The 15,711-nt window shown below is 72.3% G+C and carries 11 protein-coding genes; 5 read left to right on the top strand and 6 right to left on the bottom strand.

Annotated features, from left to right (window positions below; all coding sequences use genetic code 11):
* Positions 1-515 precede the first annotated feature (515 nt).
* Entirely contained in the window at positions 516-2,762 is a 2,247-nt protein-coding gene (locus D0Z67_RS21770; RefSeq protein WP_234312892.1) for a HelD family protein, read from the top strand.
* A 77-nt stretch (positions 2,763-2,839) separates the two neighbouring features.
* Entirely contained in the window at positions 2,840-4,084 is a 1,245-nt protein-coding gene (locus D0Z67_RS21765; RefSeq protein WP_031183063.1) for an MFS transporter, read from the top strand.
* Positions 4,085-4,440: 356 nt separating this feature from the next.
* Here D0Z67_RS21765 and D0Z67_RS21760 read toward each other — a convergent pair whose 3' ends face one another.
* Positions 4,441-5,484, bottom strand: coding sequence for a hypothetical protein (locus D0Z67_RS21760; protein WP_131589684.1), 1,044 nt, complete (start codon positions 5,482-5,484; stop codon positions 4,441-4,443).
* A 342-nt stretch (positions 5,485-5,826) separates the two neighbouring features.
* Between D0Z67_RS21760 and D0Z67_RS21755 the strand changes: the two genes are divergently transcribed.
* Positions 5,827-6,771 carry a prenyltransferase/squalene oxidase repeat-containing protein gene (locus tag D0Z67_RS21755; protein WP_031183061.1) on the top strand — a complete coding sequence of 315 codons (945 nt, stop codon included), beginning with the start codon at positions 5,827-5,829 and terminating at the stop codon, positions 6,769-6,771.
* Positions 6,772-6,780: 9 nt separating this feature from the next.
* Here the strand turns inward: D0Z67_RS21755 and D0Z67_RS21750 are convergent, their stop codons facing one another.
* From D0Z67_RS21750 to D0Z67_RS21740, 3 genes are read right to left on the bottom strand one after another with little or no spacing between them, the layout of a single operon-like run.
* The gene (locus D0Z67_RS21750) at positions 6,781-7,089 is read right to left on the bottom strand and encodes an AzlD domain-containing protein (protein WP_030803336.1); all 309 of its coding nucleotides are present in this window, start codon (positions 7,087-7,089) and stop codon (positions 6,781-6,783) included.
* Complete coding sequence (locus D0Z67_RS21745) at positions 7,086-7,838, bottom strand: AzlC family ABC transporter permease (RefSeq protein WP_031183060.1); 753 nt, start codon at positions 7,836-7,838, stop codon at positions 7,086-7,088. Before D0Z67_RS21745 ends, D0Z67_RS21750 begins: the two co-directional genes overlap by 4 nt.
* Positions 7,736-8,728: an AraC family transcriptional regulator gene (locus tag D0Z67_RS21740; RefSeq protein ID WP_037775791.1), complete on the bottom strand. Its 993-nt coding sequence runs from the start codon at positions 8,726-8,728 to the stop codon at positions 7,736-7,738. The genes D0Z67_RS21745 and D0Z67_RS21740 overlap by 103 nt, the downstream gene beginning before the upstream one ends.
* A 100-nt stretch (positions 8,729-8,828) precedes the next feature.
* Here D0Z67_RS21740 and D0Z67_RS21735 point away from each other — a divergent pair, with 100 nt between their 5' ends.
* Both D0Z67_RS21735 and D0Z67_RS21730 read left to right on the top strand, forming a co-directional pair.
* Positions 8,829-13,763 (top strand): ATP-dependent helicase, encoded by a 4,935-nt coding sequence (locus D0Z67_RS21735; RefSeq protein ID WP_031183058.1) that lies wholly within the window; start codon positions 8,829-8,831, stop codon positions 13,761-13,763.
* A gap of 45 nt (positions 13,764-13,808) precedes the next feature.
* Positions 13,809-14,654 carry a DNA-formamidopyrimidine glycosylase family protein gene (locus D0Z67_RS21730; RefSeq protein WP_031183057.1) on the top strand — a complete coding sequence of 282 codons (846 nt, stop codon included), beginning with the start codon at positions 13,809-13,811 and terminating at the stop codon, positions 14,652-14,654.
* A 49-nt stretch (positions 14,655-14,703) separates the two neighbouring features.
* On the opposite strand, the gene D0Z67_RS21725 is transcribed toward D0Z67_RS21730, so the two are convergent.
* Both D0Z67_RS21725 and D0Z67_RS21720 read right to left on the bottom strand, forming a co-directional pair.
* Positions 14,704-15,027, bottom strand: coding sequence for a hypothetical protein (locus tag D0Z67_RS21725; protein ID WP_234312891.1), 324 nt, complete (start codon positions 15,025-15,027; stop codon positions 14,704-14,706).
* 124 nt (positions 15,028-15,151) lie between these two features.
* Positions 15,152-15,622 (bottom strand): Dps family protein, encoded by a 471-nt coding sequence (locus D0Z67_RS21720; RefSeq protein WP_031183055.1) that lies wholly within the window; start codon positions 15,620-15,622, stop codon positions 15,152-15,154.
* Positions 15,623-15,711: the final 89 nt, after the last annotated feature.

Below are 15,711 nucleotides of genomic sequence, written 5' to 3'. Positions count from 1 at the left end.
GAAGCCAGGCGGGACCGCCCGGCGCCGGCCTGCCCGGAAACCAGTACCACCACGCCGAGCCCTCACCACGCCCACCGTTACGGCGTGACCAAGATCCACAGGGTCGACCTCGACAAGCCCCTCGCACCCCTGCTATGATCAGCTTCGGCTCTTGAGTGCATCCATGCCTAGAGCCAGTTCGTACAGCGGACGTCATCTTCCCGCGAGAACGCAGTCTTTACAGGTCGACACCCACCGGGTGTCGACCATTTTTTTGTTCCACGCCCGACACACGGTGGTCCTGCCCATCACCCGCCGCAGTTCACTGCGCCCTACCCAGCCCACGTGCCAACGCCACTCGCCGACCCTTCGCCACGGAGTCTGCCATGACCGCACCTTCATCTCAGTCAACCGAACATGCCCACGAGCAGGCTTACTTGGATCTGCTTCACGATCGGTTGGACACCCTGTGTACGGAGATCAGAGGTGATCTCCGTACCGCCCTGCGCGAGTCGTCCGGGACGGCGCAGGGGCAAGTGGAACGCGGAGTCGTAGCCGAGCGGCTCGCCCGCAAACTCCTCATGATGGAGGCCGCCGAGAACAGACTGTGCTTCGGCCGACTGGACCGGGCCGAGGACGACCGTCTTTACATCGGCCGTATTGGGGTGTCGGGTGCTGGCGACGATGACCCCCTACTCATCGACTGGCGCGCCCCCGCCGCCCGCCCCTTCTACACCGCCACGGCCGCGGCCGCGCAAGGCGTACGCCTACGTCGGCACCTGCATACACGGAACCGTCGCGTACTGCGGGTGGACGACGAACTGTTCGATGACACTGCGGGTGTGCCCGATGACGTCCAACTCTCGGGCGAAGCCGCCCTGTTGGCCGCCCTCCGGCATGGCAGGACCGGCCGGATGCACGACGCGGTCGCTACTCTCCAGGCGGAGCAAGACAAGATCATCCGCTCGCCGCACGCGGGCGTTACGGTGGTCCAGGGCAGCCCCGGCACCGGCAAGACGGTCGTCGCACTGCACCGCGCCGCCTACCTGCTCTACAGCCACGAACGGCTGCAGCGAAGCGGCGTCCTGGTGGTTGGCCCGAACTCGGTCTTCCTGGAGTACATCAGCCAAGTGCTGCCCGGTCTCGGCGAGACCAGCGTGCTGCTGTCCTCCGTCGGAAGCCTGTATCCGGGTCTCTCGGCGTCGGCCGGGGAGCCGGTGGCCTCCGCCGAGATCAAGGGGCGCCTGGTCATGGCGGATGTCCTCGACCGTGCCGTACGGGCGCGACAGGCCGCCGTCACCGAGTCGGTCGACGCGCTGATCGGCGGCGAACACTTCCGGCTCTCGCGGGACTTCCTGGCCGACGCGGCTGCCCGCGCCACCGAGGGCGGCCGGCAGCACAACCTGGCCCGACCGGAGTTCCGCGACATCCTTTTCGAGGAGCTGGCCGACCGGCTGGCCCGTGTCATCGGCGACATCGAGGTCGGCTTCGAGGAGATCCTCGCCGGCGAGATGGACGTCCAGGCCCTCGATCTGGCTGTGCAGGAAGACCTGGCCGGTGTGTTCGGACAAGACGCCAAGGCCTACGACTTCAGGGCACAGCTACCCGCCGAGTTCACCGAGCGCAAGGCCAATTGGCTGCACGCACTGCCCCGGGACCGGGACGCCCAACGACTGCTGGACTCCCTATGGCCGCTCCTGTCCCCGGAGCAGCTGCTGGACGACCTGTACGCCGACCCCGCACGCCTCGCCGAGGCCGCGCCTCAGCTGGAAGAGGAGGACCGGGCCCTATTGGTGCGGGAGCGGGGCGCGCCCTGGACGCTGTCCGACGTACCCCTCCTGGACGAAGCCGCCGAACTACTGGGATACGACGATCATGCCGAGACCGAGCGGCAGGCCGCCCGCCGAGCCGCCCAACGGGATTACGCCCAAGGCGTCCTGGACATCGCGCGAGGCTCCCGCGACGCGGACGATCATCTGCACGCCGCCGACCTCGTATCCGCCGAACAGCTCGCCGGGTGGCACACGCAGACGGACCTGCGTACCGTCGCGGAGCGCGCAGCGGCCGACCGAACCTGGGTCTTCGGCCATGTCATCGTCGACGAGGCGCAGGATCTGTCCCCGATGACCTGGCGCCTCCTGGTGCGCCGCTGCCCCACCCGCTCCTTCACCGTCGTCGGTGACGCGGCGCAGTCGAGTGACGCGGCCGGAGCGACGTCCTGGCGAGAGGCTCTGGAACCGTTCTTCGGGACGCGCTGGCGACTGTCGCAGCTCACCGTCAACTACCGCACCCCCGGCGAGATCATGGAGGCGTCCCGCCAAGTACTGAAGGCCATCTCGCCCGAACTGCTGCCGGCACGTGCGGTACGGCACGGCGCCGAACCGCCGCGCTGCACAGGCACCACGCCGGAGGAGTTCCCCGCCGGACTGGCCGAGGCCGCAGCCAGTGCCGCCCGCCGTGCGGCGGGCGGCCGCACCGCGATCGTCGTACCCACCGCCGACCTGGAACGGCTCGCCGCCGCGGTCTCCGCGAGGATCCCCGACGCTTCCTGGGGCGCGGACGTCGACCTGGAGAGGGACGTCGTCGTGCTCGGCGTCCGCCAGGCCAAGGGGCTGGAGTTCGACTCGGTGGTCGTGGCCGACCCACAGGGGATGCTGGACGGCTCCACCCGGGGCCTCAGCGACCTCTACGTGGCGCTCACCCGGGCAAGCCGGTTCCTCCACGTGTTCCATGCCGGCCCACTGCCGGAGGTCCTGTCCCACCTGACACAGGACCCCTCCTGACCCACGCCGCCTCTCCGAGGCGGCTGTTCCCGCACCTTCTCTCATCAGACCGAGCAGAAAGACCAACAGGCAACACCATGTCGACCATTCAAGCCTCGCCCCTGCGGCAGATCAGCGGGTTCCGGAACTTCTGGCTTTCCCGTGCCGTGTCCGGCCTCGGATCCGCCATCACCACCGTTGCGCTGCCCGTCCTGGTCTTCCAGGAGAGTCGCTCCCCCCTCCTGGTCTCCCTGGTCGCGGCCGCCGGGACACTGCCCTATCTCGCTTTCGGTCTGATCGCCGGTGCCGTCGCCGACCGCACGGACCGACGCACCCTGATGATCGTGACCGACTGCCTGAGCGCCTTGAGTCTCGCTTCGATACCGGCCGCCTGGGCCCTGGGCATCCTGACGGTCACCCAGGTCGTAGTGGTCGCGTTCCTCTCCTCCAGCCTCTCGCTCTTCTTCGACGCCGGCGTGTACGGCTTCGTTCCCGACATCGTGGGCAAGGACAAACTCACCCAGGCCAACAGCGCGATCTACGGCGCCGAGACCGTCGTCCGCATCGCCGGCAACGCCGTCGCGGGCGTTCTCATCGCGCTGACGAGCCCCGTGGGCACGCTCGCCCTGGATGCCCTGAGCTTCGCGTGCTCTGCCCTGTTCATCAGGGCGGTCACCAACGTCGCCTCCCGCCCGGCCGATTCGGGCAGCAAGCGACCCGGCTTCCGGGAGTCGGTGACGGAGGGCCTCCGTTTCCTGGCCGGTCACCGCACGCTGCGGACCATGACGGTGGTCGGCACGCTCCAGTCGTTTTCCGGCGGAGCCATCGTCGGTCAACTGGTCGTCTTCGCGGACCGTGCCCTCGGTATCCACGGCTCCGACGGGCGTATCGGCCTGCTCTACATGGCGTGGAGCGCCGGCGGCATCGGCGGCTCCCTGCTGCTTCCCCGGCTGCGCGAACACTTCGACGCCTTTCAGCTGCTCCTCGGGGTGCTGCCGATCGGCGCGCTCCTCGGACTCCTCGTCGTGTTCACCACGGACTGGCGGATCTCGCTGGTGGCGCTGGCGGCATGGGGAACTGCCTATCTGGTCGTACTGGTGAACACGATGACCTACTCCCAGGAGGTCACGCCCGCCGAGCTGCAGGGCAGGGTCAATACCACCCGCCGCATGCTCTCGTCTGGCCTGGGAGTCCCGCTCGGCGCCCTGGTCGCCAGCAGCATCACCGTGTCGGTCGGCATCCGGGCCGGCATGGGCATGGCGGTGATCTCCATCGCTCTGGCTGCGGTCGTCGTCTGGGTGGTACAGCTGCGACGTCTCCTGAGCCGCGTGTCGGAGGCATAGACACCGCAGCAGTTCCGTGTCGCCGGCCCTCACGTACATGCAGACGCCGAAGGCGTCGTGGACCTGATTCACCTGCTCGAAGGCCTCATGCGAGGTCGGTCCCGTCCCGTCGCTGCAGGAGCGTGGGCGAGCCACTGCTCGGCGTCGGTGAGCCTGACGAAGCTAACCGATACAGCACGTGCACGCCCGGCTCGCCGAGCAGTAGAGTTCCGCTGCGCGTTTGGATTGACACCGCCCACGAAATACACCCAGCGGGGTCGAAGAGGTTTCTCGACGCGGTCCAGTCCGCCCATCTCACACGGTGGACACCTTGGCGGCACGGCGCTCGTGCATCTATTACTGATCGGCGAGCCGACTCAGGCGCTGGAGCGCCCCTGATCTACTTCCAGAGGGTTAAGGACATTACGGGCAAGCTGGACGAACTTGAGGAGATCATTGGCCACATCGCCTGCAGTCCAGGAGAACTCCCGCTCCGGAGAGACCGCGTGCTCGGCATGTAGAGCGTATTCGAGCATCTGACACGCCTGCTCGCGCGTGAGTGAACCGTCCTCAATCAGGGGGCCGCAGAACCACAGGTGCGTTTCGACGTTGGCGAGGAGGCGCGCCACGAGGTCGGACTGCGGCCTGACGGTCTCGTAGAAGGGCACTGGGGAAGTGCCCTCACGGGGCGCCACGAGTCGACCCAGTCCGTATCCTCCCATTCTCGCCTCTCGGTCGACCGAGTACGGAACAGTCCTACCACCCAACCGCGAATGGGTGGGCATCTGGGGGAATGGCGATTCCGAACCCAGCGCCACCTCCATTACCCAATGGACAGCTGTCTCTCTCCAGGCATGAGAAACCAGATCCCTCACCCCGTGGCGTATTTGATCCAAAGCTGTCGCAACTGATTCTTCGAGTCCGGCACGGACAACCACTGACCACGAGGTACGTGCCGCCTCCGAGGACTCGTAGTCACCAAGGCCCGAGCTGCCTTCGTTGTAGACCTCCCAGGCCGCATCGGTAACCTCCTGTGGACCTTCCAGGAACACAAGAGCAGCCGCTTTCTCCACGCGGTCGAGGGCTTCACGTGCCTCTCGCGTATCGTGGGTTACCCCGTAAAAGTCTTTGTCGAAAACCTCTACGGCAAGCTGCAGCTTGTGTGCCTCGTTGATGAAGGCCGCATATACCTGGCGCCGCGCGCTGCCCGTGTTTTGGGCTGCCGCCCCCTTGATCTGCTCGCGAGCGGAGTCAAGGGCGGCGCGGTAGGCGGCCTCCGCCTGTGCGTGGGCTGCCTCGGCTGCCCGGTGAGCGGGTCTGGCTTGGATGCGGGCCGCGACGATGGCGGTGACGGTGCCGAAGGCGACGCCGCCGAGTGCTCCGAAGGCAGATATCCATGCTGCTGTCACTTCAGGTTCCACGACGGCCGATCATGCCGTATGTGCTCGCCCCACGGATGTCTTCGCGGCTCTCTGGCGGATGGCAGCACCTGCGCTGGTCCACCGCGCCGGGCGGGATCCGGGGGGTCTCCGGGGAGTTCGAATGCAATCCAGGGAGTCTCAGCGCGGGACAGGCTGAGACGCGGCGGCTATCGATTTCGCACATCAGTGCTGGCCGTAGCACTGGCTCGCGGAACCTCCGCAGGTCGGCAGGCCGTCCGCTGCCAGAAGACCGTCAACCGCATGCCTCAAGTATCCCGCCTCGGGGGGCGGGAGTGTCCGGGACCGTTCTCGGTGGGGGCCGGGGGCCCTACGGTCTGGTCCATGGCCGAATCAGGTGGTCCCTCACTCCCCGACGCGCGCCCGGCGCACACCCCGCTCCTCCGCGCGGAGCGTTTCGTCTGGCTCACCGCGCGCGTGCTGGAGCAACGGCTCTTCGCGCACCGCTTCCTGAACGGCGGCGCGGACCCGGTGGAGCGGGCCCTGGACGCCTATCGCAACGAGGACGGCGGTTACGGCCACGCCCTGGAGCCCGACCTGCGCGGTCCGGTGAGCCAGCCGCTGCACACCGCCCGCGCGCTGCACGTGCTGGACGCGGTCGGCCGGTGCTGCGGGCAGCGGGTGGAGCGGGTGTGCCGCTATCTGACCTCGGTGTCCACCGCCGACGGCGCCCTGCCCGGGGTCTGTCCGAGCCAGCGCGGCTATCCGGTGGCCCCCTTCGTGCCGGTGGTCGACGACCCGCCGAGCGAGCTGCTGGCGACGGGCCCGGTGGTGGGCCTGCTGCACCGCAACGAGGTGTGGCACGCGTGGCTGTTCCGGGCCACCGACTTCTGCTGGCAGGCCGTGGGCGCCCTGGAGGCGTCGCATCCCTACGAGGTCGAGGCCGCCGTGGCCTTCCTGGACGCCGCTCCCGACCGCGCCCGCGCGGAGGCGGCCGCCGACCGGCTCGGCCGCCTGGTGCGCGAGCGGCGGCTCGCGGCGCTGGACCCGGACCAGCTCGACGCGTACCCCGTCGCCCCCGGCTACGCGCCCGGTGAGCACCACTTCCCGCACGACTTCGCGCGCACCCCCGACTCGCTCGCGCGCGCGTGGTTCACCGACGAGGAGATGGCGCGGTCGCTGGACTTCCTCGCCGCCGAGCAGGACGAGGACGGCGGCTGGCCGGTCCGATGGCGCCGATGGGCGCCCGCCCCGGCGCTGGAGGCGCGCGCCGGCGTGACGATCGAGGCGCTGCGCACCCTCCGGGCGTACGGCCGCTACGTCGGTTGACCCGGCGGCTCAGCCGGTCAGGGCGCGTACGCCGGCGGTCACCACCACGGCCACCGCGACGACCACCAGGAACGGCGCCCGGAGCAGCAGCGCGACGGCCGCCGCGGCCACCCCCGCGGCCCGCGCGTCCAGGACGAGCGCGTGGCCGTCGGCGAAGGTCTGCTGGGCGGTCAGCGCGGCCAGCAGGGCGACCGGCAGCAGCGCGGCGAGCTTCTTGACCAGCGGCCGTTCCACGGCGCTCGCGGGGACGAGCAGCCCGGCGAGCTTGACGGCGTAGCAGCCGAGCGCGGTGACGCCGATGGCGAGCCAGGTGTTCAACGGTCCTCCTCCGGGGCGTCGGGCCGCCGGGCGGAGCGGGCCCGCAGACCTTGGACGAACAGGGCGAGCGGCGCCGCCAGGGCCGCCACCAGGACGGGCGCCCCGGCGGGCAGGACGGGCAGCAGGCCGAGGCCCAGGACGACCGCGAGGACGGCGACGGCCCGTTCGGTGAACGTGGTCAGCATGGGCGCGAGCAGCGCCAGGAAGACGGCGGGCCCGGCCGCGTCCAGCCCCCAGGCGTCGGTGTCCCCGAGGGCCCGCGCGCCGAGGGCGCCGAGCAGGGTGGTGAGGTTCCACAGCACGTAGAGGCTGAGCCCGGTGACGGTGAAGCCGAGCCGCGCGGAGCGGCGGTCGGGCTGGGCCACGGTGACGGCGGTGGTCTCGTCGATCACCCATTGGGCGGCGAACGGCCGCACCGCGCGCGGGAGCGCCAGCAGCTGCGAGAGCCGCAGCCCGTAGAACGCGTTGCGCACGCCCAGGAAGAACGCGCCCGCGGCGGCCGTGAACGGATTGCCGCCGGCCGCGAGCGCCCCTACGAGGGCGAACTGGGAGGCGCCGGTGAAGACCAGGAGGCTGAGTGCGCAGGTCTGGAGAAGTCCGAGTCCGCCGCCGGCCGAGGTGACGCCGAAGGCGAAGCCGGAGAGCCCTACGGCGACGCCGACCCCGAGGGCGTCCCGTACGACGGCGCTGTCCGGCTTTCCCACGTCTTCGGCGGCCCTGTCCGCGAGTGCTGTCTGTCGCTGTGCCACGCCCCGGACGCTACGGCCGCCCGACCGGCGGAGTCTTGTACGTTGTTGCGCCCGGTCAGGGTCTCGCGGTTCTCGCGTTCGCGCTGGTAGGCGCCCGGAGGCACGCCGACGATGTGGGCGAAGTGGCGGTTGAGGTGAGGCTGGTCGGTGAAGCCGACGAGCACCGCGGCCTCGGCGGGCGCGGTGCCGGTGTCCAGCAGGAGCCGGGCGCGGCGCACGCGCGCGTCGGTGAGCCAGGTGTGCGGGGGCATGCCGTAGGCGTCGCGGAAGGCCCGCAGCAGGGCGAAGCGGCTGGTGCCGAGGTCGGTGGCGAGCCGCTCCAGGCTGGGCGGCTCCGTCATCCGCTCCTCCAGCACGGCACGCGCGCGTGCGGCGATCCCGGCGCCGGCCGAGCGGGGGCGGCGCTCGGGCAGCGGGCCGCCGTTGAGCCGCAGCAGCCGGGTGACCGCGACGCTCAGCAGGGTGTCGGCGGCCAGCGCGTTGCCCTCCTCGGCGGCGCGCAGCACCTGGTGGATGAGGCCGACGGTGTACGGGTCGTCCACCATCGGCGCGGCGAAGCCGGGCGTGCCCCGGATGGTGGTCGTCTCTGCGGCTATCCGGGCCACCACCTCGGGCGAGGGGTAGACCGCGCCGTACCGCCAGCCCTCGGGGACGCCCGCACGGCCGGTGTGCGGGGTGTCGGGGTTGACCAGGGCGAGGGCGCCCGCGCCCACGGAGACGTCGGCGCCCTGGTGGTGGAAGACCTCGACGCCGTCCGCGATGGCCGCGATCACGAAGTTCTCGTGGGTGTGGCGGACGAAGGTCTTGCGGATGTAGCGGGCGCGGAGCAGGTCGACCCCGGGCAGTTCCGCGTACCGCCAGTGCCGTGCCCGCTCGCCCGAACCCGCCATACGGCCATTGTCGGCCACGCCCGCCGGTCGCGGCACGCCCTGATCCGTCCCGTTTGCCCTGGTCAGCCCGATTGTCAGTGGGCGGGTGCAGGATGGAGGCATGGTCAGTTCCGCCCACCCGGCCCTCGAAGGCTTCTCCCCCGCGACCCGCGAGTGGTTCACGGGGGCGTTCCACGCGCCCACCGAGGCCCAGGCCGGTGCCTGGAAGGCCATCAACGAGGGGTCGGACGCGCTGGTGGTGGCGCCGACCGGCTCCGGCAAGACACTGGCCGCCTTCCTCGCCGCCCTGGACCAGCTGGCCTCCACCCCGCCCCCGGCCGACCCGAAGAAGCGCTGCCGGGTGCTGTACGTGTCCCCGCTGAAGGCGCTCGCGGTGGACGTGGAGCGCAACCTCCGCAGCCCGCTGACCGGCATCCGCCAGGAGTCCGTGCGCCTGGGCCTGCCCGAGCCCGAGGTCAAGGTCGGCATCCGCTCCGGCGACACCCCGCCCGCCGAGCGGCGCGCGCTGGTCACCCGCCCGCCGGACATCCTGATCACCACCCCCGAGTCGCTGTTCCTGATGCTGACCTCGTCCGCGCGGGACGCGCTCACCGGCATCGAGACCGTGATCCTGGACGAGGTGCACGCGGTCGCGGGCACCAAGCGCGGCGCGCACCTCGCGCTGTCCCTGGAGCGGCTGGACGAGCTGCTGCCCAAGCCCGCCCGCCGGATCGGCCTGTCGGCGACCGTGCGGCCGGTGGACGAGGTGGCCCGCTATCTCTCGCCCCGGGGCAAGGTGGAGATCGTCCAGCCCGAGTCGGGCAAGGAGTTCGACCTCTCCGTGGTCGTGCCCGTCGAGGACATGGGCGAGCTGGGCGGCGCCCCCGCGGCCGACGGCGACGACAAGGCGGAGAAGCCCTCGATCTGGCCGCATGTCGAGGAGAAGATCGCCGACCTGGTGCAGTCGCACCGCTCGACCATCGTGTTCGCCAACTCCCGCCGCCTGGCGGAGCGGCTGTGCAACCGGCTCAACGAAATCGCGTACGAGCGCGCCACCGGCGAGAAGCTGGACGAGAACCATTCCCCGGCCGAGCTGATGGGCGGCTCGGGCGCGGCCCAGGGCGCCCCGCAGGTGATCGCCCGCGCGCACCACGGCTCGGTCTCCAAGGAGCAGCGGTCGCTGGTCGAGGAGGACCTGAAGGCCGGGCGGCTGCCCGCCGTGGTGGCCACCTCCAGCCTGGAGCTGGGCATCGACATGGGCGCCGTCGATCTGGTCGTCCAGGTCGAGTCCCCGCCCTCGGTCGCCTCCGGCCTCCAGCGCGTGGGCCGCGCCGGGCACCAGGTGGGCGCCGTCTCCACCGGCGTGGTCTTCCCCAAGTACCGGGGTGACCTGGTGCAGGCGGCCGTGGTCACCGAGCGGATGCGCTCGGGCGGTATCGAGTCGCTGCGGGTGCCGTCCAACCCGCTGGACGTCCTGGCCCAGCAGATCGTCGCCATGACGGCGCTGGACACCTGGCAGTTCGACGACCTGCTGGCCGCCGTGCGCCGCGCGGCCCCCTTCGCCTCGCTCCCGGAGTCCGCGTTCACCGCCACCCTGGACATGCTCGCGGGCCGCTACCCCTCGGACGCCTTCGCGGAACTGCGCCCCCGCGTGGTGTGGGACCGCGTGGCCGGCACCATCAGCGGCCGCCCCGGCGCCCAGCGGCTCGCCGTCACCTCCGGCGGCACCATCCCCGACCGGGGCCTGTTCGGCGTGTTCCTGGCCGGCTCCGACCCCAAGAAGGGCGGCGGCCGGGTCGGCGAGCTGGACGAGGAGATGGTGTACGAGTCCCGCGTGGGCGACGTCTTCACGCTGGGCACGAGTTCCTGGCGCATCGAGGACATCACGCGCGACCGGGTGCTGGTCTCCCCCGCGCCCGGGGTGCCGGGCCGGCTGCCGTTCTGGAAGGGCGACCAGCTCGGCCGCCCGCTCGAACTGGGCCGCGCGCTCGGCGCGTTCCTGCGCGAGGTCGGCGCGCTGTCCGAGGAGGACGCCCGGCTGCGCCTGCTCACGGCGGGCCTGGACGCGTGGGCGGCGGACAACGTCCTGTCCTACCTGGCCGAACAGCGCGAGGCGTGCGGGCACGTCCCGGACGACCGCACCATCGTCGTGGAGCGCTTCCGGGACGAGCTGGGTGACTGGCGGGTCGTGATCCACTCCCCCTTCGGCGCCCAGGTGCACGCCCCCTGGGCCCTCGCGCTGGGCGCCCGCCTCTCCGAGCGGTACGGCATGGACGCGCAGGTCATGCACGCCGACGACGGCATCGTGCTGCGCCTGCCCGACGCCGACCTGATGGGCCTGGACCTCATGGACCAGAGCCCCGGCGGCACGGAGTACGACGGCGAGCAGGCCCCCGTCGGCGCGGCGGACGTCACCTTCGACAAGGGCGAGGTCGATCAGGTCGTCACCGACCAGGTCGGCGGCTCGGCCCTGTTCGCCTCCCGCTTCCGGGAGTGCGCCGCCCGCGCGCTGCTGCTCCCGCGCCGCAACCCCGGCAAGCGCACCCCGCTCTGGCAGCAGCGTCAGCGTGCGGCGCAACTGCTGGAGGTGGCCAGCGAGTTCGGGTCCTTCCCGATCGTCCTGGAGGCGATCCGCGAATGCCTCCAGGACGTGTTCGACGTGCCCGGCCTGGTCGAGCTGATGGGCGACATCGAGTCCCGCAAGGTCAGCCTGGTCGAGGTCACCACCCCCGAGCCCTCCCCGTTCGCCCGCTCCCTGCTGTTCGGTTACGTCGCCCAGTTCCTCTACGAGGGCGACTCCCCGCTCGCCGAGCGCCGTGCCGCCGCGCTCTCCCTGGACTCCCGGCTGCTGGCCGAGCTGCTGGGCCAGGCGGAGCTGCGCGAGCTGCTCGACGCCGAGGTGCTGACCGAGCTGGAGCGCGAACTCCAGTGGCTCACCGAGGACCGCCGCGCCAAGGACCCGGAGAGCGTCGCGGACCTGCTCCGGCTGCTGGGCCCGCTGACCGACGCCGAGCTGGCCGAGCGGGGCGCCGAGCCGGAGTGGGCGCGTGAACTGGCCGCCGCCCGGCGGGTCATCAAGGTGCGGGTCGCGGGTGAGGACCACTGGGCGGCCGTCGAGGACGCGGGACGGCTGCGCGACGCGCTGGGCACCGCGCTGCCGGTCGGCGTCCCCGAGGCGTTCACCGAGCCGGTGAAGGACCCGCTCGGCGACCTCCTCGCGCGCTACGCCCGTACCCACGGCCCCTTCACCTCGGCCTCCGCCGCCGCGCGGTTCGGTCTGGGCGTCGCGGTCACCGAGGGCGCCCTCCAGCGGCTGGCCGCGAGCGGCCGGGTCGTGCAGGGCGAGTTCCATCCGGCGGGCATCGGCCAGGAGTGGTGCGACGCCACGGTGCTGCGCAGGCTGCGCCGCCGTTCGCTGGCCGCGCTGCGGCACGAGCTGGAGCCGGTGCCGCCCGCCGCGCTCGCGCAGTTCCTCCCGCAGTGGCAGCACATCGGCAAGGGGCACACGCTGCGCGGCACCGACGGACTGGTGCGCGCCATCGAGCAGTTGCAGGGCGCCTCGGTGCCCGCGTCCGCGCTGGAGAAGCTGGTCCTGCCGTCCCGCGTGGCGGACTACAAGCCGTCGATGCTGGACGAACTGACCGCGGCGGGCGAGGTCGTGTGGGCCGGGGCGGGCTCGCTGCCCGGCAAGGACGGCTGGGTCTCGCTCTACCTCGCGGACACCGCCCCCCTGCTGCTGCCGGCCCCGCATCCCCTGGAGCTGAGCCCGCTCCACCAGTCGATCCTGGACACGCTCTCCGGTGGGTACGGCCTGTTCTTCCGTCAGATCGCCGACCAGGTCCGTGCCACCACGCACCCCGAGGCGAGCGACGCCCACCTGGCCGACGCCCTGTGGGACCTGGCCTGGTCGGGTCGGCTCACCAACGACACCCTGGCCCCGATGCGCGCCCTGCTGGGCTCGGGCCGTACGGCCGGGGCGACGGCCCACCGCGCCAAACGCAATGTCCCGCGCGGCCGTTACGGCTCCCTGACCGCCGCCGCCCGCGCCGGCGGTCGCTCGGGCCCGCCGACCGTGGGCGGCCGCTGGTCGCTGCTGCCCGTGCCCGAGCCGGACGCCACCGTGCGCGCCCACGCGCGTGCCCGCGCCCTGCTGGACCGGCATGGCGTGGTGACGCGCGGTGCGGTGGGCGCGGAGGGCGTCGAGGGCGGCTTCTCGGCGGTGTACCGGGTGCTGTCGGTGTTCGAGGAGAGCGGCCAGGCCCGGCGCGGCTATGTGGTCGAGGGCCTCGGCGCGGCCCAGTTCGCCATGGACGGCGCCGTGGACCGGCTCCGCGCGGTGTCCAACGCCCGCGACCGGGGCGAGCGCGTGGTGCCCGCCCCGGCCCCTGCGGGCAACGGCGCGCTCCCGCCCTTCCCCGGTGACGTCCACGCGGCGTCCGACGCCGCCGACCCCTCCTCCGGAGGCTTCGGCCACCCGAGCCTGGAGGGCGACTTCGCGTGGCCGCCCCAGGGTGGGGACGACGGCGGTGTTCCGCGCCCCTTCGGCCCGGCGGCGATCCCCGACCCGTACGCCTCCCCCGGCCAGGGCGGCCCGCGCGGCGGCTCGGGCTACGGCTCCCCCGCGAGCCGGAGCTACGGCCCGCGCGTGCGGGACACCGCCCCCGACTCCAAGGCGGTGGTCCTCGCCGCCGCCGACCCCGCCAACGCGTACGGCGCCGCCCTGCCCTGGCCGGAGCCCCCGACCGGCGCCGGGCACAAGCCGGGCCGCAAGGCGGGCTCGCTGGTCGTCCTGGTGGAGGGCGAGCTGACCCTCTACATGGAGCGCGGCGGAAAGACCCTGCTGGCCTGGCCCGCCGACCCGGACTCCACGGCGGCCGACGACCCGCGCCTGCGCGCGGCGGCGGAGGCCCTGGCGGCGGCCGCCCGCGCGGGCTCCCTGGGCACGGTCACCGTGGAGCGGATCAACGGCACCGCGGCCCTGACCTCGCCCCTGGGCCCCCTGCTGGAAGGCGCCGGCTTCGTGGCGACCCCGCGCGGTCTGCGCCTGCGCGCCTGAGCCCGGCGCCCGGAGAAGGCCCGCGCGCCGTGGCACCCTGGACGCATGCCCGAAGGTGACACGGTGTGGCAGACCGCGAAGCGGCTGCACGACGCGCTCGCGGGCAGGGTGCTGACCCACAGCGACTTCCGGGTGCCGCAGTACGCGACGGTCGACCTGACCGGCCGCACCGTGCTGAACACAGCCCCGCGCGGCAAGCACCTGCTCACCCGGATCGAGGGCGGCATCACCCTGCACACGCATCTGCGCATGGAGGGCGCCTGGAAGGTGTACGGGACCGGCGAACGCTGGCGGGGCGGCGCCGGACACCAGATCCGAATCGTCCTGGGCGCCGAGGACCGCATGGCCGTGGGGTACCGCCTCTCGGTGCTGGAGCTGCTGCCCACCGAGGACGAGGAGCGCGTCGTAGGCCATCTGGGCCCCGACCTCCTCGGCCCCGACTGGGACCCGAAGCGCGCCCTCGCCAACCTGTACGCCGACCCGGAGCGCCCCCTCGGCGAGGCCCTGCTCGACCAGCGCAACCTCGCCGGGATCGGCAACGTCTACAAGAGCGAGCTGTGCTTCCTGCTCGGCGTGACCCCCTGGCTCCCCGTCGGCTCACTCCCCGAGGACCGCGCCGCCCAGCTCCCCGGCGTCGCCCAGCGCCTGCTGGAGGTCAACCGGGCCCGCCCGGTCCGCCAGACCACCGGCCTGCCCCGGAACGACCTGTACGTCTACGGCCGCGCCTCCCGCCCCTGCCTGCGCTGCCGCACCCGGGTACGCGTGGCCGACCAGGGCGACGGCGTCCAGGACCGCCCCACCTACTGGTGCCCCACCTGCCAGAGCGGCCCCACCCCCGCACCGGGCACCGCCCAGCGCTGGCGGGAGCGTTACCCGCGCCCCGCGCGCTGACCCGAGCCGCGCAAACCCGGACCCCGGACCCACCCGGAGCACCCCCCGCTCACCCCGCCCCCGCTTCACCCGAACGAGTTACCCCAGCGCCCGCCCCAGCACCCGCTCCCGCGCCCCCACCGTCACCTCCGCCGGTGCCTCCGCCCTCCCCCGAGCCCCGCCAAGCCTCCCGCCACCGCCCCGTCCGCACCGCCCCCTCGGCCCGGTCCTTGGCGACGCAGTGCACCGGCAGCACCCCCAGCCCCCACCCGCCGAGCACCACGGACCCCTCCAGCACCCCCGCCCCGTCGCCCAGGGTCAGCCGCAGCACCGCCCACCACCACACCGCGCCGAACCCCAGCCCTGCCCCCCAGCGCACTATTCGCCCGTTCATGGACCCGCCACCTCCAGCCGGAGAAGCTAGAACACCGCCTGCCACCTGCGGAAGGCGCACTAAAGGGCTCACCGGAGCGGCGCCGGGCAGACGTGCCCGGAACCCTCCCGCCCGCAAAGCGCTTCTAAGCGCTCTCGGCCTGAAACATCCAATGGTGTTTCTCGAGGTCGCCCGTGATCTGGATGAACATGTCCTCGGTCACCGGGTCGGCGTCGCCGGTGGCGTTCACCCGCTCCCGCATCCGGCCGATAACCGCGCCGAGGGCGGCGACCATGCCGGAGACCGCGTCCGTGTCCTTGATCCAGCCGGACGGCGGGACCTTGATGCCGGTGCCGGAGGCGACCGTGGACGCGCGTCCGTCCGGCGGCACGCCCAGCGCGGAGGAGCGTTCGGCCACCAGGTCGGAGGCGGTGCGCGCGGAGAGGACCACCTCGTCGAGCTGGAGGTGGATGGACCGGAAGCGTGGCCCGACCACGTTCCAGTGGATCTGCTTGGCGACCAGCGAGAGGTCGACCAGATCCACGAGCGCCCCTTGCAGCGCCTCGGAGACGGTCTTCAGCTCGGCCTCGGGAAGGGAACTCTTCACCACGTACATCCGCTGTCCTCGGGTCCTCGGCGGGCTTGGGTCCCTCCCACCATGACCGGGGTGCCCGGACCGGGCAAACGGAGCAAACCTCCGCAAAG

The organism is Streptomyces seoulensis, assembly GCF_004328625.1.
In the GTDB taxonomy this organism is placed as follows: Bacteria; Actinomycetota; Actinomycetes; order Streptomycetales; family Streptomycetaceae; genus Streptomyces; species Streptomyces seoulensis.
The sequence above is the reverse complement of the archived record's forward strand: the minus strand, read 5'-3'. Positions and strand labels throughout refer to the sequence as shown.

Coding starts and splice junctions, on each gene's coding strand:
- D0Z67_RS21720 (WP_031183055.1), bottom strand. CDS start 15,622: ATGTACGTGGTGAAGAGTTCCCTTCCCGAGGCCGAGCTGAAGACCGTC.
- D0Z67_RS21755 (WP_031183061.1), top strand. CDS start 5,827: ATGGCCGAATCAGGTGGTCCCTCACTCCCCGACGCGCGCCCGGCGCAC.
- D0Z67_RS21735 (WP_031183058.1), top strand. CDS start 8,829: ATGGTCAGTTCCGCCCACCCGGCCCTCGAAGGCTTCTCCCCCGCGACC.
- D0Z67_RS21740 (WP_037775791.1), bottom strand. CDS start 8,728: ATGGCGGGTTCGGGCGAGCGGGCACGGCACTGGCGGTACGCGGAACTG.
- D0Z67_RS21765 (WP_031183063.1), top strand. CDS start 2,840: ATGTCGACCATTCAAGCCTCGCCCCTGCGGCAGATCAGCGGGTTCCGG.
- D0Z67_RS21730 (WP_031183057.1), top strand. CDS start 13,809: ATGCCCGAAGGTGACACGGTGTGGCAGACCGCGAAGCGGCTGCACGAC.
- D0Z67_RS21725 (WP_234312891.1), bottom strand. CDS start 15,027: ATGAACGGGCGAATAGTGCGCTGGGGGGCAGGGCTGGGGTTCGGCGCG.